Source organism: Paracoccus sp. SJTW-4 (assembly GCF_047716885.1).
GTDB classification, from domain to species: domain Bacteria; phylum Pseudomonadota; class Alphaproteobacteria; order Rhodobacterales; family Rhodobacteraceae; genus Paracoccus; species Paracoccus solventivorans.
Genome location: NZ_CP136681.1, coordinates 714,866 through 733,936, shown reverse-complemented (window position 1 = coordinate 733,936; position 19,071 = coordinate 714,866). Strand labels below are relative to the sequence as shown.

The following is a 19,071-nucleotide window of genomic DNA, read 5'->3' as shown; positions in this document are numbered from 1 at the left end:
GATTCAACCCGCAAGGGCCGCCCGCGGCACGGCGGGCGGCTCTTTCCGTGGCGTCTGCGCCGGTGCCCGGGCCCGCGATCACGGGTCTGCGATCACCAGTTCTGCGATCACGAGGCGTCCAGCACCCCGCAGGCGATCCGGTCGCCGGCATTCCCTGCTGGCTGCGAGATATAGTCGTCGGCATCGGCATGGATCACGATGGCCGAGCCGTCGCTGTCCAGCACCTCGTCCATGGTGACGTTGTCGGTCAGCACCTCGCCCTGATAGCTGCCGTCGGCGCCGATGGTGATGTTGGGCATATCGCCCGCGTGCATCCCGCCGGGCGCCTGCGCGCCATGGTCGCGGCCCCCGGTCAGGTGCCCGCCGGCGCTGTCGAAGCCCGGCGGCTCGCAGCTGCCGGTCTCGTGGATGTGGATGGCGCGGGTGCCCTCGGGCAGGTTCTCGAGCGTGAAGCTCAGGTGGATCTGGCCCGAGGCGGTCTCGGCCACGGTCACCGTGCCGAAGGCTTCGCCCTCGGGGCCAGCCATCTGGGCGGTGGCGCTGCGGGCGGTGCCGGTTGCCGAGGCGCTGTCGTCCGCTGCCGGAGCGGCCGCGTCGGCAGCCGGGGCCGCGGCATCGGCCGCGGGGGCAGCCGTGCCGGCGGCTGTGGCCGCAACGTCAGGCTGCGGGGCCGGGGCGGGGGACTGGGTGTCGTCTTCGGCTGGCTCGGTTGCGGCGGGGGCGGGGGTCGTGGTGGTCCCGGTCGCGGACAGGGTCTCGGCCGGGGCGCCGGCGGTGGGGGACTCGGCGTCCGAGCCCTGGGCCGCGGTGTCGGCCCCGTCGCCCGAGTCCTGGGCAAGGGCGGCCATCGGGGCCAGCGCCAGCAGGGCGCTCAGCGTGACTGCGCCAATCTGCCGCGGCCGGCCGGGCACGCGGGGGGCGATCTGGAAACGGGTCATCGGATCAGCTCCTCTGGGTTGTCGCGGCGTAACTCCATCAGCGCCCGGATGTTCCTGCCGCGGCGGAAACGCGGGCGCATCGGCTTGATTGCGCCGGCGCTCTGCGCCAAAAGAGGGCAGCCCGCGTCCACGCCGCCAAAGGGGGTCTTCATGCGCGTCCGCATCTATCAGCCTGCCCGCAACGTCATGCAGTCGGGGGCCCGCAGCAAGGGCTGGGTGCTCGAGTTTCCGCCCGCCGATCCGCGGGCGCTGGACCCGCTGATGGGCTGGACCTCGAGCGACGATACCCAGTCGCAGGTCCGGCTGCGCTTCCGCACCCGCGAAGAGGCCGAGGCCTATGCCAAGGCCAAGGGGCTGGATTACGTGACCACGCCCCCCAAGTCGCGCGCCCAGAACATCCGCCCGCGCGGCTATGGTGAGAACTTCGCCACCGACCGCCGCGCGCCCTGGCCGCACTGAGCCGGGGCGGAGTTTAGGGGCTAGGGGCTGCGGGCTGACGGCGGCGGCCGCTCAGCCCAGAAAGCGGCGGAACTGCTGCAGCGCCAGCCAGAACAGCGCCGCGCCGATCACCGCCAGCGCCAGCAGCTGCGGCCAGACCACCGCCAGTCCGGCGCCGCGGAACAGGATCGCCTGCGACAGAATCACGAAATGCGTGTCCGGCGCCAGCGACATGATCGCCTGGATCACCTCGGGCATGGATTCGCGCGGTGTCATGCCCCCCGACAGCACCTGCAGCGGCATCAGCACCAGCATCAGCAGCAGCGCGAATTGCGGCATGGTCCCGGCGACGGTGGCCAGGAAGATCCCCATCGAGGTGGTCGCGAACAGCATCAGCGCCGCCGCCGCCACGAACAGCGGCACCGAGCCCGCCACCGGCACCCCCAGCGCCATCTGCACCACCACCGTGATCGCGAACCCGGAAGCCAGCAGCACCACCAGCGCCATCGACCAGATCTTGGCCAGCATGATCTCGGCCGCGGTGACCGGCATCACCAGCAGATGCTCGACCGTGCCGTGTTCCTTTTCGCGGATCAGCGCCGCCCCGGTCAGGATGATCGACAGCATGGTGATTGCGTTGATGACGCTGTTGATCGCGCCGAACCAGCCCGGCTCCAGCGCCGGGTTGTAGCGGGCGCGCAGCGACAGGGCCACGGCGGGCTCGGTCACCTCGCGGTGGCCGGCGGTGAATTCGGCGATCTCGGCCGCGACGATCTGCTGGACATAGCCGCTGCCGGTGAAGGCCTGCGTCATCCGGGTCGCGTCGATGTTCAGCTGGATTTCCGGGTGGCGGCCGGCCAGCAGGTCGCGTTCGAAATCGGGCGGGATATGCAGGGCGAAAGTGTCCAGCCCCGCGTCCATGCGCGGGTCGATCTGGTCGGGCGAGATCATCCGCGGCGTCAGGAAATAGGGCGGCGTGAAGGCCGAGACGATGCGCCCCGACAGGGCGGACTGGTCCTCGTCCACGATGGCGATGGCGGCATCCGCCAAGGTCTCGGGCATCGCCTTGGATTCGGTGTAGATAGACAGCGAAAAGGAATAGACGATCAGCAGCAGCATCACCGGCTCTCGCCACAGGCCGCGCAGCTCCTTGATGCCCAGGTTCCACAGATTGCGCGCCCTCATTTCGCCTGTTTCCTCAGCGACAGGACGCTCAGCCCCAGGATCACCGGCACGGCGAGGCCGAGCGCCAGATAGACCATGCCGAAATCGCCGAACCCCAGCGCTTTCGAGAATGCCCCGCGCGAGGCGATGATGAACCAGGTGGTCGGGTAGATTTCGCCGATAAGGCGGCCCAGCCCCTGCAGCGACGACACCGGGTCGATCAGCCCGGAAAACTGCCCGGCCGGGATCATGGTCAGCATCACCGTCGCGAACAGCGCCGCCACCTGGCTGCGCATGAAGGTCGAGATCAGCAGCCCCAGCCCGGTCGCCGCCACCAGATACAGCAGCGCGGCCAGGCTCAGCGCGGTCAGGCTGCCGGTGAAGGGCACGCGGAAGGCAAAGACCGCAAACGCCATCAGCAGCGCAAAGTTCACCGCCCCCGCCAGCAGATAGGGCAGTTGCTTGCCCAGCAGGAACTCCAGCCGGGTGACCGGGGTGACGTAGAAATTGATGATCGAGCCCAGTTCCTTTTCGCGCACCACGCTCAGCGTGGTCAGCACCGCCGGGATCATCAGCAGCAGCATCGGGATCACCGCCGGAACCATCGCGATAATGCTTTTCACGTCGGGGTTGTAGCGAAAGCGCGGGACCAGCTCGAATTGGCCCCGGATCGCCTCGTCGCCGTACTGGCGCCGGGCCATGCGCGTCAGCCAGTCGGCGTGCATTCCCTGCACATAGCCCTCGACCGTGCCGGCGCGGGCGGGGGCGGCGCCGTCGATCCAAGCGCCGATCTGCACCGGGCTGCCCCGCGCCACGTCGCGGGCAAAGCCCGGCGGGATCTCGATCGCCAGGCTCAGCTCGCCGCTTTGCATCCGCGCGTCCAGCTCGTCATAGCTTTCCAGGGGCGGGCGCTCGATGAAATAGCGCGAGCCGGCGATGTCGGCGATATAGTCGCGGCTGGTCGAGGTCCGGTCGCGGTCCAGCACCGCAAAGGTCAGGTCGCGCACGTCCATGTTGATGCCGTAGCCGATCACGAACATCAGGATCAGGCTGCCCAGCATCGCCATGGTCATGCGGATCGGGTCGCGGCGCAGCTGCAGCATTTCCAGCTGCGAATAGCTGAGCATCCGGCGCAGGCTGAACGGCGCCCGCCCGCGCGGCGGGCGCGGGGGCGCGGCGGCGGGCAGGCTGGCGGCGGTGGGGCCGTCCGACACCGCGCTTTCAGGGGAGGCGTCCGCAGCGATCGCCTCTTGCAGATAGGCGATGAAGGCGTCGTCCAGCGTGGCCGCGCCCTTGCTTTCGCGGATCGCCGCGGCGGTGTCGCTGACCAGCACCCGCCCCGCGTGCATCAGCGAGATGCGGTCGCACCACTCGGCCTCGTTCATGAAATGGGTCGAGACGAAGATCGTCACCCCGTCCTCGCGCGACAGCTCGCCCAGCATCCGCCAGAACCCGTCCCGCGCCACCGGATCGACGCCCGAGGTCGGCTCGTCCAGGATCAGGATCTCGGGGCCGTGGATCATCGCCACCGCCAGCGACAGCCGCTGCCGCACCCCCAGCGGCAGCGCCTCGGGCAGGTCGCCCGCGCAGCCCCCCAGCCCGAAGCGGTCCAGCATCTGCGCCACCCGCCCGGCAATAAGCCCGGGCGCCATCCCGAACAGCCGCGCGTGCAGTTCCAGGTTCTGCCGCACCGTCAGCTCGGAATACAGCGAGAACGACTGGCTCATGAACCCCACGCGCCGGCGCAGCCCCATGTCGTCGTGGTCGAGTTTCTGCCCGAACAGCCGGGCCGTGCCCTCGCTGGGTTCCAGCAGCCCGGTCAGCATCTTCATCACCGTGGTCTTGCCGCAGCCGTTCGAGCCGAGAAAGCCGAAGATCTCGCCCTTGCCGATGCGGAAGCTGACGTCGTGGACGGCGGTGAAATCGCCGAAGCGCTTGGTGAGGTGCTGCGCCTCGATGGCGATTTCGGCGCTGGCGGGGCGCGGCGGGATCGCCACCGGCTGGTGGCCGCGGCGCGCGGTGTCCGGCAGCAGCGCGACGAAGGCCGCGTCCAGATCGGGGGCGCCGGTGCGCGCCAGCAGCTCGGGGGGCGTGCCGGTCGCCAGCACCCGCCCGGCCTCCATCGCCACCAGCCAGTCGAAGCCGGCGGCTTCCTCCATATAGGCGGTGGCGGTGATCACGCTCATCCCCGGGCGGTCGCGGCGGATTCGGTCGATCAGCTCCCAGAACTGGCGGCGGGACAGCGGGTCGACGCCGGTGGTCGGCTCGTCGAGGATCAGCAGCTCGGGGTCGTGGATCAGCGCGCAGCACAGCCCCAGCTTCTGCTTCATCCCGCCCGAGAGTTTCGCGGCCGGGCGGTTGCGGAACGGCGACATGCCCGTCGCCGCCAGCAGCGTGTCGATGCGGCGCTCGCGCTCGGCGGTGCCGTGGCCGAACAGCCGGCCAAAGAAATGCAGGTTTTCCGCCACCGACAGCGTGGGATAGAGGTTCCGCCCCAGCCCCTGCGGCATATAGGCGATCTGCGGGCAGACACGGGCGCGATGCGCCGCGGCCGCCATGTCGCCGCCCAGCACCTCGACGCGCCCGGTCTGCATCTGTCGCGCGCCCGCGATCAGCGACAGCAGCGTGGATTTGCCCACCCCGTCCGGGCCGATCAGCCCGACCATCCGTCCGGCCGGAATCTGCAGCGAGACCTCGGCCAGCGCCTCGGTGCGGCCATAGCGGTGCGTCACCGCCTCGATCCGGGCGACCGGGGCGGGACCCTGCGGCCCCGGCTGCGAGCGGTCGCCGCTCATTGCACCAGGTTCGACAGCGATTCCGGCCAGTCGACCGCGGGGTCGATGCGGACATAGGCCACGCCCGGCAGCCCGGTCTTGACGTAATTGGCGTATTTCTGCAGCAGCTCGGGGTCGACGCGGGCGCGCACCCGGAACATCAGCTTTTCGCGTTCCTCGGCGGTCTCGACCGTGCGCGGGGTGAATTGCGCCACATCGGCGACATAGGACACCTGCGCCGGGATCACGTAGCCGGGGGCGGCGTCCATCACCAGCCGCACCTCGGTCCCGACCTCGACCAGCCCGGCCTGCGAGGTGGGCAGGAAGAAGGTCATGTAGACATCGCCCAGATCGACCAGGTTCAGGATGCGCCCGCCGGGGGCCACGATTTCGCCCTCTTGCGCGATACGGTACTGCACCCGCCCGTCGCGGGGCGAGGTCAGCGTGGCATCGGCGATCAGCACCTCGATCGAATCGATGGCGGCCTCGGCGGCGTCCACCGCGGCCTCGGCATCGACCACCTGCGCCCGGGCGGTGCCGATTGCGGCCTCGGCCGCTGCCAGCCCGGCCTCGGCCGAGGCCAGCGCCGCCAGCGCCTCGCGCGACGCCGCGCGCACGTCGTCCAGCACCTGCTGCGAGGCGACGTTGCTGCGCGCCAGGCTTTCGGTGCGCGCCAGCCGCGCCTCGGCCGCGTCGGCACCGGCGCGGGCCTGTTCGACCGCGGCACCGGCGGCCTTGTGCTGGGCCTCGGCCTGCACCACCAGGCTTTCGGCGGTCTGGACCCCGATCCGCGCCCGGCGCAGCTGCGCCTCGGCCTGCAGCTTCTGCGCGTCCAGCTGGCGCAGGTCCATCTGCACCAGCGGCTGGCCCCTGGTGACGAACTCGCCCTCGTCCACGCGGATGCTGGCGATGCGCCCGGCCGACAGCGCCGAGATATCGACCTCGGTCGCCTCGATGCGGCCGTTGCCCGAGGCGATGCCGGCGGGCTGGCCGTTCCCCGACAGGTTCTGGAAGGCAAGGACCCCGACGACCGCCATCAACACCAGCGCGGCCGCCACGCTCCACCAGGATCGAATGATGCTCATCAGGGCCTCGAATCGTGACGCGCCACGATCTTAGCGGCTGCGGCGCCGGAATACCCGGCGCAAAATGCCACGGAACCGGCCGCGGTGCCCGTGCTGGGGGCGGTGGCGGCTTGACCCCGGCGCGCGGCGCGGTGAAACCGGCCGCCACCACCGCTGCCCGGATGCCCGCATGACCCTGACCGTTGCCCTCGAAAGCCCGCTTGCCCCCGATCTGGACCTGCTGTTCGCCCGCCATGTCGAGGCGATGCATTCCGACACGCCCCCCGAATCGATCCACATGCTGCCGCGCGAGGATCTGGCGGTGCCGGGCATCGACTTTCTGGTGCTGCGCGACGGGCAGGGGACCGCGGTCGCCATGGGCGCGATCAAGCGCATCGACGCGACCCATGGCGAGCTGAAATCCATGCATGTGCTGGCCGAGCGCCGCGGCGAGGGGCTGTCGCGGGCGATGCTGTCGGCGCTGGTCGCGCAGGCGCGGGCGCGGGGGTTTCGGCGGCTGTCGCTGGAAACCGGCGTGCAGCCCAGCTTTCAGGCGGCGCGCGCGCTGTACGCGAAATGGGGGTTCACCGAATGCGGCCCGTTCGAGGGCTATGGCCCCGACCCCAACAGCCTGTTCATGACGCTGGCGCTTTAGGGTTGCGGCTTGCCTCGGGCCCGGCTTTGCCGCATGACTGCGCGCGTCGTGCCACGGCGACGGCCCCGTAGCTCAACTGGATAGAGCAGGGACCTTCTAAGTCCAAGGTTGGGGGTTCGATTCCCTCCGGGGTCGCCAGTGCAGCAGCCACGAAAAAGCCCGGCGCAAGCGCCGGGCTTTCGTCGTTTCCGGGGGTGGGGCAGGTTATTCCTGCTGCCCCATGAAGCTGAGCAGGAACTGGAACAGGTTGAGGAAGTCCAGATACAGCGTCAGCGCGCCCATGATCGCCGACTTGCCCAGGAAATCCGGGTCGGAGTTGGCCAGTTCCAGATAGGTATTCTTGATGTTCTGGGTGTCATAGGCGGTCAGCCCGGCAAAGATCAGCACCCCGATCGCCGAGATCGCCAGCTGCACCAGCCCCGAGCCGACGAAGATGTTGACGATCATTGCCACGATCAGCCCGACCAGGCCGATCATCATGAACCGGCCCATCGCCGACAGGTCGCGCTGGGTGGTGTAGCCGTAAAGCGACAGCGCCGCGAAGCCCGCGGCGGTGGCGACAAAGGTCGCCGCGATCGAGCTGCCGGTATAGCGCAGGAAGATCGAGCTGATCGACGCCCCCATCACCGCCGAGAACGCATAGAACAGCATGGTGACCGCCTGCGTCGACAGCCGCTGGATCGCGGCGCCGAAGGCAAAGACCATCACCAGCGGCAGGAACAGGATCACCCAGCGCAGCGGGGTGGTGTAGACCAGCCGCCCGAACTCGGTCCAGGCGCCGGGACCGCCGGCCATCTGCGCAAAGCTCCAGGCCACGACGGCGGTGACCAGCATCCCTGCGGTCATCAGCCCGTAGACCTTGTTCATGTAGGCCCGCAGGCCCTCGTCATAGACCGCAGCACGCTGGGCCGTCGTGGCCGGGCGGCGGATCGTGTTGAAATCGGTCATGGTATTCCCTCTTGGACCGGCCCGCTGCCAGATACGGGCTTTCGTGCCCGGAAATATCGGGGCTTCGCATCGGATTATCAACCGCTTCCGCTCCGCGGCAGGGCGTTTTTTGCCCGCGGCTGACGGGTTGTTGACCGGCGGGGTGCGGGCAGGGCGGCGCGGGACGGCCTAGTCGCCGCGCGCGGCCTCCTCGCTCATGGTCAGGATCACCTTGCCGACCGCCTTGCGGCTGCGCAGCAGCGCATAGGCCTCGGCCGCGCGGTCGAGCGGCAGCACCGCGGCGGCGGTGGGGCGCAGCCGGCCTTCGTCATACATCCGCAGCAGGTCGGCCATGCTTTCCTGCAACGCCGCCGGGTCGAGCTGGCGATAGCCGCCCCAGTAGAAGCCGTGGATCGAGATGTTCTTGACCAGCGCATGGTTCAGCGGCAGCGCCGGCGGCTGCCCGGCGGCAAAGCCGATCAGCAGATGCCGCCCGCCCGGCTTCAGCGCGCGAAAGGCGGCGGCGCCGGGCGCATCGCCAAGCGCGTCATAGACCACATCCACCCCGCCCAGGGCGCGCAGGGCGCCGCGCAGGTCGTCGGTGGCGGCGCTGTCGATGGCCTCGGCCGCGCCCATGGCGCGCGCGGCGGCCAGCTTGTCCTGACCGCGGGCGATGGCGATCACCCGCGCCCCCAGCGCCGCGCCGATCTCGACCGCGGTCAGCCCGACGCCGCCGCCGGCGCCCAGCACCGCCAGCGTCTCTCCGGCCGCCAGCCGCGCCGGGCCGGTCAGGGCGAGGTGGCTGGTGCCATAGGCGACCTGGAAGCCGGCGGCGTCGCGCCAGGACATGCGGTCGGGGATCGGGGTGCAGCAGTCGGCGGCAAAGATCCCGCGGTCGGCCAGCGTGCCCTGCGCCGACACCGCCACCCGCGTGCCGGGGGCCAGCAGGGCGCCCGGGCCCGCGGCCTCGACCACGCCCGCGCCCTCGAGCCCGGCGGTAAAGGGAAACGGCGGGGTGTCCTGATAGCGCCCCTCGGCCATCAGCAGGTCGGCGAAGTTCAGCGCCGCCGCGTGCAGCCGCACCCGCAGCTGCCCCGCGCCCGGCTGCGGCTGCGGCTGCCCGGCATGGGAGAGCCGCGGACCCTTGCCCGCCGCGTCGATCGAGATGATTCGGTCCATGGTCGTCCCCGTTCCTCGCCCTGTCGCGCCATCTTCTGCGCCAACTGCCCGGTAACCGTCAAACCGACCTGTCTTTTTCGTCAGAAAGCCCTGCATTTACCGTGTTTCTTCTCGCCCAGGATGATGGGGCGCGCTAATGCCCCGTCAGGTTGAGTAAGGGGTTTAACGATGAAACATCATGTCGATGTGCACGTCGGGCAGCGAATCCGTCAGCGGCGTTGGGCGATCGGCATGACCCAACAGCAGCTGGCCGATGCTGTCGGCATCAAGTTCCAGCAGATCCAGAAATACGAGACCGGGATGAACCGGGTCTCGGCCTCGCGGCTGTGGGATATCGCGGTGGCGATGCAGGTGCCGGTGGCGTATTTCTTTGAAGGGCTGGGCGAGCAGCCGCAGCCGGAAGAGCTGGACCCGCTGGCCGCGAAGGAGGCGCTGCAGCTGGTGCGCGCCTATTACTCGATCCCCGAGGCGCAGCGCCGCCAGCTGTTCGAACTGGCGCGGGTGCTGTCCGAGGCGGCCTGACGCGGCGGCTGGCACCCGAGGCGCGGCGGCGCTAGTCTGGCCGCGGATATGCGCAGCCGGGGGCCGACCATGCAGATTTCGCAACCGGAACAGTCCGGCGGCCCGCAGGCGGCGGGGCTGGACCCGGCGGAACTGGCCGCGATCCGCACCACCGCCGCGGCGCTGGCCGATGCCGCGAGGGTGGAAACGCTGCGCCATTTCCGCCGCCGCGACCTGCCCACAGACAACAAGGCCGGCGCAGGCTTCGACCCGGTGACCGAGGCCGACCGCGGCGCCGAGCGGATCATGCGCGAGATCCTGGCGCAGCAACGCCCGGACGACGCCATCCTGGGCGAGGAATACGGCCACCAGCCCGGGCGCAGCGGGCTGACCTGGGTGCTCGACCCGGTGGACGGCACCCGCTCTTTCATGTGCGGGGCGCCGACCTGGGGGGTGTTGATCGGGGTGACCGACGCGCGCGGGCCGCTTTACGGGTTGATCGACCAGCCCTGGACCGGCGAGCGGTTCGAGGGCGGCGGCGGCCACGCAATTCTGACCGCGCCGCAGGGCGACAGCGCGCTTGCCGTGCGCCGCGAGGTGGCGCTGGCCGGGGCGACGCTGCTGACCACCTATCCTGACGTGGGCAGCGCCGCCGAAACCGCCGCCTTTCGCCGCCTGTCGGCGCAGGTGCGGCTGACCCGCTACGGGCTCGACTGCTATGCCTATGCGCTGCTGGCGCTGGGGCAGGTGGATCTGGTGGTCGAGGCCGGGCTGCAGCCCCATGACATCGTGGCCCCGATCGCGGTGATCGAGGCCGCGGGCGGCATCGTCACCGACTGGCAGGGCGGCCCCGCCCATCACGGCGGGCAGGTGATCGCCGCCGCCACCCCCGCGCTGCACCGGGCGGCGCTGGCGCTGCTGGCGGGCTGATCGCCGCCGCCACCTGCCCGGCAGGCACGCTTGCGGTTGCCGCACGGCGGCGGCGGGCATAATGTCGCGGCGCAGCAATCCCCTTTGGCAGCAAGGCAGGTGGCCCATGTCCGAAATCCGCACCGACCCCGATGGAACCGCCGACGACCCGGTTCCCGGCCATGGTCTGGTTGCGGAAATCGCGGAAGCGGTCGATGCCGATGACGCCGCACGGCTGAACGCGCTGCTCGAGCCGGTCCACGGCGCCGACATCGCCGACCTGATCGAGCAGCTGACCCCGCAGCGCCGCGCCCGCTTCGTGCGGCTGTATTCCGGCGAGTTCGACGCCGAGATCCTGGCCGAGATCGACGAATCGATCCGCGAGCAGGTGATCGAGCAGCTGCCCGCCGAGGTGCTGGCCGAGGCCGTCCGCGACATGGACAGCGACGATGTCGTCGATCTGGTCGAGGATCTGGAGGGCCCGGAACGCGAGGTCGTGCTGGCCGCGCTGGACGAATCGGACCGGATCGCGGTCGAGCAGTCGCTGAACTATCCCGAACATTCCGCCGGCCGGCTGATGCAGTCCGAGGTGGTGACCGCCCCCGAGCACTGGACCGTGGGCGAGACCATCGACTTTCTGCGCGCCGAGGACTGGCTGCCCGACCAGTTCTATCACGTGGTGCTGGTCGATCCCAAGCGCCACCCGGTCGGCCATGTCACGCTGGGGCGGCTGCTGTCCTCGCAGCGCGGCATCAGGCTGGCCGATATCACCGAGGACAGTTTCCGCACCATCGGCGTGCTCGAGGACGAAGGCGACGTGGCCTATGTCTTCAACCAGTATCACCTGATTTCCGCGCCGGTGGTCGATGCCGACGGGCGGCTGGTCGGGGTGATCACCATCGACGATGCCATGAACGTGCTGGACGAGGAACACGAAGAGGACGTGCTGCGTCTGGCCGGGGTCGGCGAGGACAGCCACGTCAGCGACACCGCCATGCAGACCGCGCGCCAGCGCCTGCCGTGGCTGGTGGCCAACCTGTTCACCGCCTCGCTGTCGGCCATGGTGATCTCGCTGTTCGAAAACACCATCGCGGCGCTGGTGACGCTGGCGGCGCTGATGCCGATCGTCGCCTCGACCGGCGGCATCGCCGGCACGCAGTCGCTGGCGGTGGCAGTGCGCGGGCTGGCGACGCGCGACCTCAACAAGGGCAACGCCCGCCGCGTGGTGATCCGCGAGCTGTTCGCGGGGATGCTGAACGGGTTGGGGCTGGCGATCCTGCTGTTCGCCGGCGGCTTCGTGCTGTTCGGCGATCCGTTGCTGGGGATGGTGCTGGCGGGGGCGATGATCGTGAACCAGATCGTGGCGGCGCTGGCCGGGGTGCTGATCCCGCTGCTGCTGCGCCGGCTGGGGCTGGACCCGGCGCTGGCCTCGGGCACCTTCGTGACCACGCTGACCGACGTGATGGGGTTCTTCGTATTTCTGGGGCTGGCCTCATGGGTCCTGCTATGAGCAGCCCCAAGGCAGAGCGCGCCGCCGCCAAGGCCGCGCTGCGCCGTGCCGCGCTGGCAGCGCGGGCGGCTGGCGGCGATCAGGCGGCGTTGGAACGCAACCTGCGCGCGGCGCTGGCCCCCCACGCGGGGCAGGTGCTGGCGGGTTATTGGCCAATGAAGGGAGAGCCCGATCCCCGCCCCGCGATGGAGATCCACGACGGCCCCTTGTGCCTGCCGGTGGTGCCGGGGCGCGGTGTGCCGCTGATCTTTCGCCGCTGGCAGGGCGAGGCGCTGGACCCCGGCCCGCTGGGCACCAGCCACCCCCCCGATTCGCTGCCCGAGATCCTGCCCGAGGTGCTGATCGTGCCGATGCTGGCCTTTGATTCGGGGCTGCACCGGCTGGGCTATGGCGGCGGTTATTACGACCGCACCCTTGAAATGCTGCGCGCCATCGGTCCGGTGACCGCCATCGGTCTGGCCTGGCAGGTGCAGCGCGTTGATTCCCTGCCGGTCGACGTGTTCGATCAGCGGCTGGACCAGCTGGTCACCGACACGGGAATCCTGCGCCCCGAACTGTGACACTGGTGCGACAGCCGCCTTGCAGGACCGCGCGGGAAAGCGTGGCGCGCGACTCTGGGGACAGGCTGTGGAAAACCCGTGAGCAGCCGGGCGCAACCGCCAGTCGCCATTGCAGAATTCCGCGGCCCCGCCGGATTCGTTAACTTTTTTCAAGCCGTGGCCCGGCTTTGGGGCCGGATCAGCCGCGCCGATATTGTCAACCGCAAGCTGCGCCCAGCCAGAAAATAAAATGCTTGAAACCGGGTTGCTCACGCTGCAGTTAGTGTGAGTGCGGGCGAAAAACCACTAGATGTGGTGGGTCGCCCCAGACGGCAAGCAAGAACATCGCGCCGGGTGGATCATCTCTGCCCGCCCCCCGGGGTGATTCCTCGGGGCCAAGCGCGCGGGCATTGGGACATCGCGGCGACTGGGCCGCGCAGCATAGCGGGGCAGGGACCATGAAGATCGAACGGCGCTTCACCACGGCGAATGATGGGGCTTACGGCGGGATTTCCTTTGCCGTCACCACCTCGGAAATCCGTAACCCGGATGGCAGCGTCGTCTTTCACAACGACTCGGTCGAAGTCCCCGAAGGCTGGAGCCAGGTCGCATCCGACGTGATCGCGCAGAAATATTTCCGCAAGGCCGGGGTGCCGGCGCGGCTGAAGCGGGTCAAGGAAAAGGGCGTCCCCGAATTCCTGTGGCGCTCGGTCCCTGATGAGGCCGCGCTGGCGAAACTGCCCGAAGCCGAGCGTTTCGTGGGCGAGACCTCGGCCCGGCAGGTGTTCGACCGGCTGGCCGGGGCCTGGGCCTATTGGGGCTGGAAAGGCGGCTATTTCACCACCGAGGCCGACGCCAGCGCCTATTACGACGAGATGCGCCACATGCTGGCCCGCCAGATGGGGGCGCCGAACAGCCCGCAGTGGTTCAACACCGGGTTGCACTGGGCCTATGGCATCGACGGCCCGTCGCAGGGGCATTTCTACGTTGATTACCGCACCGGCGAGCTGGTCAAGTCCGACAGCGCCTATGAGCACCCCCAGCCGCACGCCTGCTTCATCCAGTCCGTCGCCGACGATCTGGTGAACGAGGGCGGCATCATGGACCTGTGGGTGCGCGAGGCGCGGCTGTTCAAATACGGCTCGGGCACCGGCACCAACTTTTCCAGCCTGCGCGGCGAGGGCGAGAAGCTCTCGGGCGGCGGCAAGTCCTCGGGCCTCATGGGTTTCCTGAAGATCGGCGACCGCGCGGCGGGCTCGATCAAGTCGGGCGGCACCACGCGCCGGGCGGCCAAGATGGTGATCTGCGACATGGATCACCCCGATATCGAGCAGTTCATCAACTGGAAGGTGATCGAGGAACAGAAGGTCGCCAGCCTCGTCGCCGGCTCCAAGCAGCACGAAGCCAAGCTGAACGAGATCTTCGCCGCGATCCGGCAGTGGGACGGCGTGGCGGAGGCCGCGACCGATCCGGCGCAGAACCCGGCACTGAAATCCGCGATCCGGTCGGCCAAGCGCGCGATGATCCCGGAAACCTATATCAACCGGGTCCTGCAATACGCCCGGCAAGGCTTTGATTCCATAGAGTTTCCGACCTACGACACCGACTGGGATTCCGAGGCCTATGCCTCTGTTTCGGGGCAGAACTCGAACAACTCGGTCCGTGTCACCGACGCTTTCCTGCGGGCCGTGCGCGAGGATGCGGATTGGGAACTGATCCGCCGCACCGACGGCAAGGTCGCCAAGACCGTCAAGGCGCGCGAGCTGTGGGACCAGATCGGCCACGCCGCCTGGGCCTGCGCCGACCCCGGCATCCAGTTCCACGATACGGTGAACGCGTGGCACACCTGCCCGGCGGACGGGCCGATCCGGGGCTCGAACCCGTGCTCGGAATACATGTTCCTGGACGACACCGCCTGCAACCTGGCGTCGATGAACCTGCTGACCTTCCTGTCGGGTGGCCGCTTCGACGCCGAGTCCTATGTCCACGCCACGAGGCTGTGGACCGTCACGCTGGAAATCAGCGTGCTGATGGCGCAGTTCCCGAGCAAGGAAATCGCGCAGCGCTCCTATGATTTCCGCACGCTGGGGCTGGGCTACGCCAATATCGGCGGGCTGCTGATGAACCTTGGCCTGCCCTATGACAGCGACAAGGGCCGGGCGCTGTGCGGGGCGCTGACCGCGCTGATGACCGGCGTCTCCTATGCGACCTCGGCCGAAATGGCGGGTGAGCTGGGGCCGTTCCCCGGTTATGCCCGCAACGCCGACGCCATGCTGCGGGTGATCCGCAACCACCGCGCCGCCGCCCATGGCACCGGCGCATATGAAGCGGTGAACGTCGATCCGGTGGCGCTGGACGTGGCCAACTGCCCTGACATCCGGCTGGCGCAGATGGCGCAGGCCGCCTGGGACGAGGCGCTGGCGCTGGGTGAGGAACACGGGTTCCGCAACGCCCAGACCACGGTGATCGCGCCGACCGGCACCATCGGGCTGGTGATGGATTGCGACACCACCGGGATCGAGCCCGACTTCGCGCTGGTCAAGTTCAAGAAGCTCGCCGGCGGCGGCTATTTCAAGATCATCAACCAGTCGGTCCCCGCGGCGCTGGAGATGCTGGGCTATTCCAGCAGCCAGATCGAGGAGATCGTGGCCTATGCCGTCGGCCATGCCAGCCTTGGCAACTGCCCCGGCATCAACCACGCGGCGCTGGTCGGCCACGGCTTCGGCCCGCGCGAGCTGGAAAAGGTGGATGCGGCGCTGGCCTCGGCCTTCGACATCCGCTTCGTCTTCAACCAGTGGACGCTGGGCGAAGAGTTCTGCAAGGGTACGCTGGGCATCCCCGCCGACAAGCTGGCCGATCCCGGCTTCGACCTGCTGCGTCACCTCGGCTTTACCCGCGCCCAGATCGACGCCGCCAACGACCATGTCTGCGGCACCATGACGCTGGAGGGCGCGCCCTTCCTCAAGCCCGAACATTACGCGGTGTTCGACTGCGCCAACGCCTGCGGGAAAAAGGGCACGCGCTATCTGTCGGTGGAAAGCCACATCCGCATGATGGCGGCGGCGCAAAGCTTCATCTCGGGGGCGATCTCCAAGACCATCAACATGCCGAACTCGGCCACCATCGCCGAGACCCTGGCCGCCTATGAGCTGTCCTGGTCGCTGGGGATCAAGGCCAACGCGCTTTACCGCGACGGCTCGAAACTGTCGCAGCCGCTGGCGTCGGCGCTGGTCGAGGACGACGACGAGGCCGCCGAGGTCCTGGAAACCGGCAACACCCATGAAAAGGCCGCGGTGCTGGCCGAAAAGATCGTCGAGCGGATCATCGTCAAGGAAGCCGTGCGCTCGCACCGCGAGAAACTGCCCGCGCGGCGCAAGGGCTATACGCAAAAGGCGCTGATCGGCGGGCACAAGGTCTATCTGCGCACCGGCGAATACGACGACGGGTCGTTGGGCGAAATCTTCATCGACATGCACAAGGAAGGCGCCGGCTTCCGGGCGATGATGAACAACTTCGCCATCGCGGTGTCGGTCGGCCTGCAATATGGCGTGCCGCTGGAAGAGTTCGTCGACGCCTTCACCTTTACCCGCTTTGAACCGGCGGGGATGGTGCAGGGCAACGACTCGATCAAGAACGCCACCTCGATCCTCGATTACATCTTCCGGGAACTGGCGGTCAGCTATCTGGACCGCACCGATCTGGCGCATGTGAAGCCGAACGGCGCCAGCTTCGACTCGCTGGGCGGCGGCGTCCAGGAAGGGCGGCCGGAACTGTCGCCGGCGCCCGAGGGCGTGGCCTCGAAATCGGTCGAGCTGCTGCGCCAGATCAGCTCGACCGGCTATCTGCGCAAGCGCCTGCCGCAGGAGCTGATGGTGCTGCAAGGGGGCGCCTCGACCGTAGCGGTGGCATCCGGCATGGCGGAAACGCAGGCCAGCTTTGAAATCGGCGTTGCCAGCGCCACGGTGACGCTGGACGCCCGCGCCAAAGCCCGGATGCAGGGGTATGAGGGCGACCCCTGCGGCGAATGCGGCAACTACACGCTGGTGCGCAACGGCACCTGCATGAAGTGCAACACCTGCGGCGGCACCAGCGGCTGCAGCTGACACGGAACAGGCCGGGCCACGCGCCCGGCCTTGTCGTCTCCGACCCGGAGTGGCGGGGAATCTGTCGAAGCAGATGACAACGCGGGGTGCAATCGCGGGGAGAGAGGTCGCCGTCCGGTTTTCCGGGCGGCGACGGCTTTTGCGCCCGCGCGACTGCGGCTAGGGTCGGCGGAACCGGGACAGGGACAGGGCCGGCAAACCGGCCCGGGGGACGTGAATGAACACCGATATCGAGATCGCCCGCGCCGCGCCAAAGCGCCCGATCGCAGAGATTGCCGCCAAGCTGGGGATCGGCGCGCAGGACATCCTGCCCTATGGCCATGACAAGGCCAAGATTTCCCGCGACTTCATCGCCGGGCTGTCCGGCCGACCACAGGGCAGGCTGGTGCTTGTCACCGCGATCAACCCGACCCCGGCGGGCGAGGGCAAGACCACCACCACCGTGGGCCTGGGCGACGCGCTGAACCGGCTGGGGGCGCGCGCGACGATCTGTATCCGCGAGGCCAGCCTTGGCCCCAACTTCGGGATGAAGGGCGGCGCCGCCGGCGGCGGCCGCGCGCAGGTGATCCCGATGGAGGACATGAACCTGCATTTCACCGGCGATTTCCACGCCATCACCAGCGCCCACAACCTGCTGTCGGCGATGCTGGACAATCACCTGCACTGGGGCAATGCGCTGGACATCGACCCGCGCCGGATCAGCTGGCGGCGGGTGCTGGACATGAACGACCGGGTGCTGCGCGACGTGGTGCTGGGGCTGGGGTCGGGCAACGGGGTGCCGCGGGAATCGGGCTTCGACATCACCGTGGCGTCCGAGGTGATGGCGATCCTGTGCCTGGCCCGCGACCTGGCCGACCTGCAGGACCGGCTGGGCCGCATCGTGGTGGCGCAGACCCGTGACGGCCGCCCGGTCACCGCCCGCGACCTGCAGGCGGACGGGGCGATGACCGTGCTGCTGCGCGACGCGTTGCAGCCGAATCTGGTGCAGACGCTGGAAAACAACCCGGCGCTGGTCCATGGCGGCCCGTTTGCCAATATCGCCCATGGCTGCAATTCGGTGATCGCCACCACCACCGCGCTGCATCTCTCCGACTATGTGGTGACGGAGGCCGGTTTCGGCGCCGATCTGGGGGCCGAGAAGTTCCTCAACATCAAATGCCGCAAGGCCGGGCTGGCCCCCGCCGCGGTGGTGCTGGTGGCGACGGTGCGGGCGCTGAAGATGAACGGGGGCGTGGCGCGGTCCGATCTGGCGGTGGAAAACGTCGGCGCGGTGCAGGCGGGGGCGGCGAACCTCAGTCGCCATATCCGCAACCTGCGCAAGCACGGGCTGCCGCTGGTGGTCGCGATCAACCACTTCGCCACCGACACGCGGGCCGAGATCGCCGCCATCGAGGCCGCCGCCCGGGCGCTGGGGGTGCAGGCGATCACCTGCCGCCACTGGGAAATGGGCGGGGCAGGGGCCGAGGATCTGGCGCGCGAGGTGATGCGGCTTGCGGCCGAGCCGCATGAGCTGCGCCTGACCTATCCCGACGACATGCCGCTGCGCGACAAGATCGAGACCATCTGCACCCGCATCTACGGCGCCGAGGGCGCGCAATTCCCGCCCGCCGTGCTGGCGCGGCTCGACGCCTGGCAGGCGGAATATGGCCAGCTGCCGGTCTGCATGGCCAAGACCCAGTACAGTTTTTCCGCCAATCCCGACTGGCTGGGCGCCCCCGAGGGCTTCACCATCCCCGTGCGCGAACTGCGGCTGGCCGCCGGCGCCGGCTTCGTGGTGGCGATCTGCGGCGATATCATGACCATGCCCGGCCTGCCCCGCGACCCCGCCGCCAACCGCATCCGGCTGGGGGCAGAGGGCCATGTCGATGGGCTGTTCTAGCCGTGCTGACGACGTTCGACCGCATCATCTCGGACCGCGGCTCGGTCTATGCGGTCTCGGGCGGGCCGGTGGCCGACCGCGCCGCCATCGACGCGGCGCTGGCCCAGCTGAAATCGGTGCGCCGCTTCGCCAAGGCCACCCACAACAGCTGGGCGGCTCGGCTGGAGGACGAGGCGCTGAAATCCGACGACGGCGAATCCGGCGCCGGCGCCATCATCCTGCGGATGCTGGAAACCGAGGGGCTGGACAACCACCTGATCGTGGTCACGCGCTGGTACGGCGGCAAACACCTGGGCGGCGACCGCTTCCGCCACGTGATCGCCGCAGTGCGGCATTACCTGGCGCAGCGCAGGTGACGGTAGGCCCGGAGGGATTCGAACCCCCAACCAAGGCGTTATGAGCGCCCTGCTCTGACCGTTGAGCTACGGGCCCGGCCGTCCGATGGCTGTCGCAAATGCCGTCCCTCGGGTCAAGATAAACCGGCAGGCAGC

Annotated in this window: 16 protein-coding genes and 2 tRNA genes; 10 read left to right on the top strand and 8 right to left on the bottom strand. The window is 69.1% G+C overall.

Annotation, left to right across the window (positions count from 1 at the left end):
• Positions 1 to 107: 107 nt before the first annotated feature.
• Complete coding sequence (locus RSP45_RS03675) at positions 108 to 938, bottom strand: superoxide dismutase family protein (protein WP_415393255.1); 831 nt, start codon at positions 936 to 938, stop codon at positions 108 to 110.
• Entirely contained in the window at positions 935 to 1,090 is a 156-nt protein-coding gene (locus tag RSP45_RS03670) for a hypothetical protein (protein WP_415393254.1), read from the bottom strand. Before RSP45_RS03670 ends, RSP45_RS03675 begins: the two co-directional genes overlap by 4 nt.
• On the opposite strand from RSP45_RS03670, the gene RSP45_RS03665 reads away from it, so the two are divergent.
• Positions 1,089 to 1,397, top strand: coding sequence for an ETC complex I subunit (locus RSP45_RS03665; protein ID WP_073063551.1), 309 nt, complete (start codon positions 1,089 to 1,091; stop codon positions 1,395 to 1,397). The genes RSP45_RS03670 and RSP45_RS03665 overlap by 2 nt on opposite strands.
• Positions 1,398 to 1,448: 51 nt before the next feature.
• Here RSP45_RS03665 and RSP45_RS03660 read toward each other — a convergent pair whose 3' ends face one another.
• Genes RSP45_RS03660 through RSP45_RS03650 form a run of 3 tightly spaced genes read right to left on the bottom strand, consistent with a single transcriptional unit; the run spans position 1,449 to position 6,399 of the window.
• Positions 1,449 to 2,561, bottom strand: a complete 1,113-nt coding sequence (locus tag RSP45_RS03660) for an ABC transporter permease (protein WP_415393253.1) — start codon at positions 2,559 to 2,561, stop codon at positions 1,449 to 1,451.
• Entirely contained in the window at positions 2,558 to 5,335 is a 2,778-nt protein-coding gene (gene rbbA / locus RSP45_RS03655) for a ribosome-associated ATPase/putative transporter RbbA (RefSeq protein WP_415393252.1), read from the bottom strand. The genes RSP45_RS03660 and rbbA overlap by 4 nt, the downstream gene beginning before the upstream one ends.
• The gene (locus RSP45_RS03650; protein WP_415393251.1) at positions 5,332 to 6,399 is read right to left on the bottom strand and encodes an HlyD family secretion protein; all 1,068 of its coding nucleotides are present in this window, start codon (positions 6,397 to 6,399) and stop codon (positions 5,332 to 5,334) included. Before RSP45_RS03650 ends, rbbA begins: the two co-directional genes overlap by 4 nt.
• Before the next feature lie 169 nt (positions 6,400 to 6,568).
• Between RSP45_RS03650 and RSP45_RS03645 the strand changes: the two genes are divergently transcribed.
• The gene (locus tag RSP45_RS03645; RefSeq protein WP_415393250.1) at positions 6,569 to 7,033 is read left to right on the top strand and encodes a GNAT family N-acetyltransferase; all 465 of its coding nucleotides are present in this window, start codon (positions 6,569 to 6,571) and stop codon (positions 7,031 to 7,033) included.
• Positions 7,034 to 7,094: 61 nt separating this feature from the next.
• Positions 7,095 to 7,171, top strand: a tRNA-Arg gene (locus tag RSP45_RS03640).
• A gap of 66 nt (positions 7,172 to 7,237) precedes the next feature.
• Here RSP45_RS03640 and RSP45_RS03635 read toward each other — a convergent pair.
• Positions 7,238 to 7,981, bottom strand: coding sequence for a Bax inhibitor-1/YccA family protein (locus tag RSP45_RS03635; RefSeq protein WP_073063491.1), 744 nt, complete (start codon positions 7,979 to 7,981; stop codon positions 7,238 to 7,240).
• A gap of 168 nt (positions 7,982 to 8,149) precedes the next feature.
• The gene (locus RSP45_RS03630) at positions 8,150 to 9,139 is read right to left on the bottom strand and encodes an NADPH:quinone oxidoreductase family protein (protein WP_415393249.1); all 990 of its coding nucleotides are present in this window, start codon (positions 9,137 to 9,139) and stop codon (positions 8,150 to 8,152) included.
• Positions 9,140 to 9,307: 168 nt separating this feature from the next.
• Between RSP45_RS03630 and RSP45_RS03625 the strand changes: the two genes are divergently transcribed.
• From RSP45_RS03625 to RSP45_RS03595, 7 genes are all read left to right on the top strand, one after another.
• Positions 9,308 to 9,661 carry a helix-turn-helix domain-containing protein gene (locus RSP45_RS03625; RefSeq protein ID WP_073063486.1) on the top strand — a complete coding sequence of 118 codons (354 nt, stop codon included), beginning with the start codon at positions 9,308 to 9,310 and terminating at the stop codon, positions 9,659 to 9,661.
• Between the two features lie 69 nt (positions 9,662 to 9,730).
• Complete coding sequence (hisN, locus tag RSP45_RS03620; RefSeq protein WP_415393248.1) at positions 9,731 to 10,570, top strand: histidinol-phosphatase; 840 nt, start codon at positions 9,731 to 9,733, stop codon at positions 10,568 to 10,570.
• 106 nt (positions 10,571 to 10,676) lie between these two features.
• Positions 10,677 to 12,059: a magnesium transporter gene (mgtE, locus tag RSP45_RS03615; protein ID WP_415393247.1), complete on the top strand. Its 1,383-nt coding sequence runs from the start codon at positions 10,677 to 10,679 to the stop codon at positions 12,057 to 12,059.
• Positions 12,056 to 12,619, top strand: coding sequence for a 5-formyltetrahydrofolate cyclo-ligase (locus tag RSP45_RS03610; RefSeq protein ID WP_415393246.1), 564 nt, complete (start codon positions 12,056 to 12,058; stop codon positions 12,617 to 12,619). Before mgtE ends, RSP45_RS03610 begins: the two co-directional genes overlap by 4 nt.
• A gap of 437 nt (positions 12,620 to 13,056) precedes the next feature.
• Positions 13,057 to 16,701 (top strand): vitamin B12-dependent ribonucleotide reductase, encoded by a 3,645-nt coding sequence (locus RSP45_RS03605; RefSeq protein WP_415393245.1) that lies wholly within the window; start codon positions 13,057 to 13,059, stop codon positions 16,699 to 16,701.
• Between the two features lie 217 nt (positions 16,702 to 16,918).
• A complete protein-coding gene (locus tag RSP45_RS03600) occupies positions 16,919 to 18,580 on the top strand; it encodes a formate--tetrahydrofolate ligase (protein WP_415393244.1) in 1,662 nt (553 codons plus the stop codon).
• A 5-nt stretch (positions 18,581 to 18,585) separates the two neighbouring features.
• Positions 18,586 to 18,936, top strand: a complete 351-nt coding sequence (locus RSP45_RS03595) for a YigZ family protein (protein WP_415393988.1) — start codon at positions 18,586 to 18,588, stop codon at positions 18,934 to 18,936.
• Between the two features lie 3 nt (positions 18,937 to 18,939).
• Here the strand turns inward: RSP45_RS03595 and RSP45_RS03590 are convergent.
• Positions 18,940 to 19,012: transfer RNA gene (locus RSP45_RS03590), tRNA-Ile, on the bottom strand.
• Positions 19,013 to 19,071 lie beyond the last annotated feature (59 nt).

Excerpts from the sequence above, each read along its gene's own strand:
- RSP45_RS03610 (WP_415393246.1), top strand. The coding sequence starts at position 12,056 with ATGAGCAGCCCCAAGGCAGAGCGCGCCGCCGCCAAGGCCGCGCTGCGC.
- RSP45_RS03645 (WP_415393250.1), top strand. The coding sequence starts at position 6,569 with ATGACCCTGACCGTTGCCCTCGAAAGCCCGCTTGCCCCCGATCTGGAC.
- RSP45_RS03660 (WP_415393253.1), bottom strand. The coding sequence starts at position 2,561 with ATGAGGGCGCGCAATCTGTGGAACCTGGGCATCAAGGAGCTGCGCGGC.
- RSP45_RS03670 (WP_415393254.1), bottom strand. The coding sequence starts at position 1,090 with ATGAAGACCCCCTTTGGCGGCGTGGACGCGGGCTGCCCTCTTTTGGCG.
- mgtE (WP_415393247.1), top strand. The coding sequence starts at position 10,677 with ATGTCCGAAATCCGCACCGACCCCGATGGAACCGCCGACGACCCGGTT.
- RSP45_RS03675 (WP_415393255.1), bottom strand. The coding sequence starts at position 938 with ATGACCCGTTTCCAGATCGCCCCCCGCGTGCCCGGCCGGCCGCGGCAG.
- RSP45_RS03625 (WP_073063486.1), top strand. The coding sequence starts at position 9,308 with ATGAAACATCATGTCGATGTGCACGTCGGGCAGCGAATCCGTCAGCGG.
- RSP45_RS03650 (WP_415393251.1), bottom strand. The coding sequence starts at position 6,399 with ATGAGCATCATTCGATCCTGGTGGAGCGTGGCGGCCGCGCTGGTGTTG.
- RSP45_RS03635 (WP_073063491.1), bottom strand. The coding sequence starts at position 7,981 with ATGACCGATTTCAACACGATCCGCCGCCCGGCCACGACGGCCCAGCGT.
- RSP45_RS03665 (WP_073063551.1), top strand. The coding sequence starts at position 1,089 with ATGCGCGTCCGCATCTATCAGCCTGCCCGCAACGTCATGCAGTCGGGG.
- RSP45_RS03600 (WP_415393244.1), top strand. The coding sequence starts at position 16,919 with ATGAACACCGATATCGAGATCGCCCGCGCCGCGCCAAAGCGCCCGATC.
- hisN (WP_415393248.1), top strand. The coding sequence starts at position 9,731 with ATGCAGATTTCGCAACCGGAACAGTCCGGCGGCCCGCAGGCGGCGGGG.
- rbbA (WP_415393252.1), bottom strand. The coding sequence starts at position 5,335 with ATGAGCGGCGACCGCTCGCAGCCGGGGCCGCAGGGTCCCGCCCCGGTC.
- RSP45_RS03605 (WP_415393245.1), top strand. The coding sequence starts at position 13,057 with ATGAAGATCGAACGGCGCTTCACCACGGCGAATGATGGGGCTTACGGC.
- RSP45_RS03630 (WP_415393249.1), bottom strand. The coding sequence starts at position 9,139 with ATGGACCGAATCATCTCGATCGACGCGGCGGGCAAGGGTCCGCGGCTC.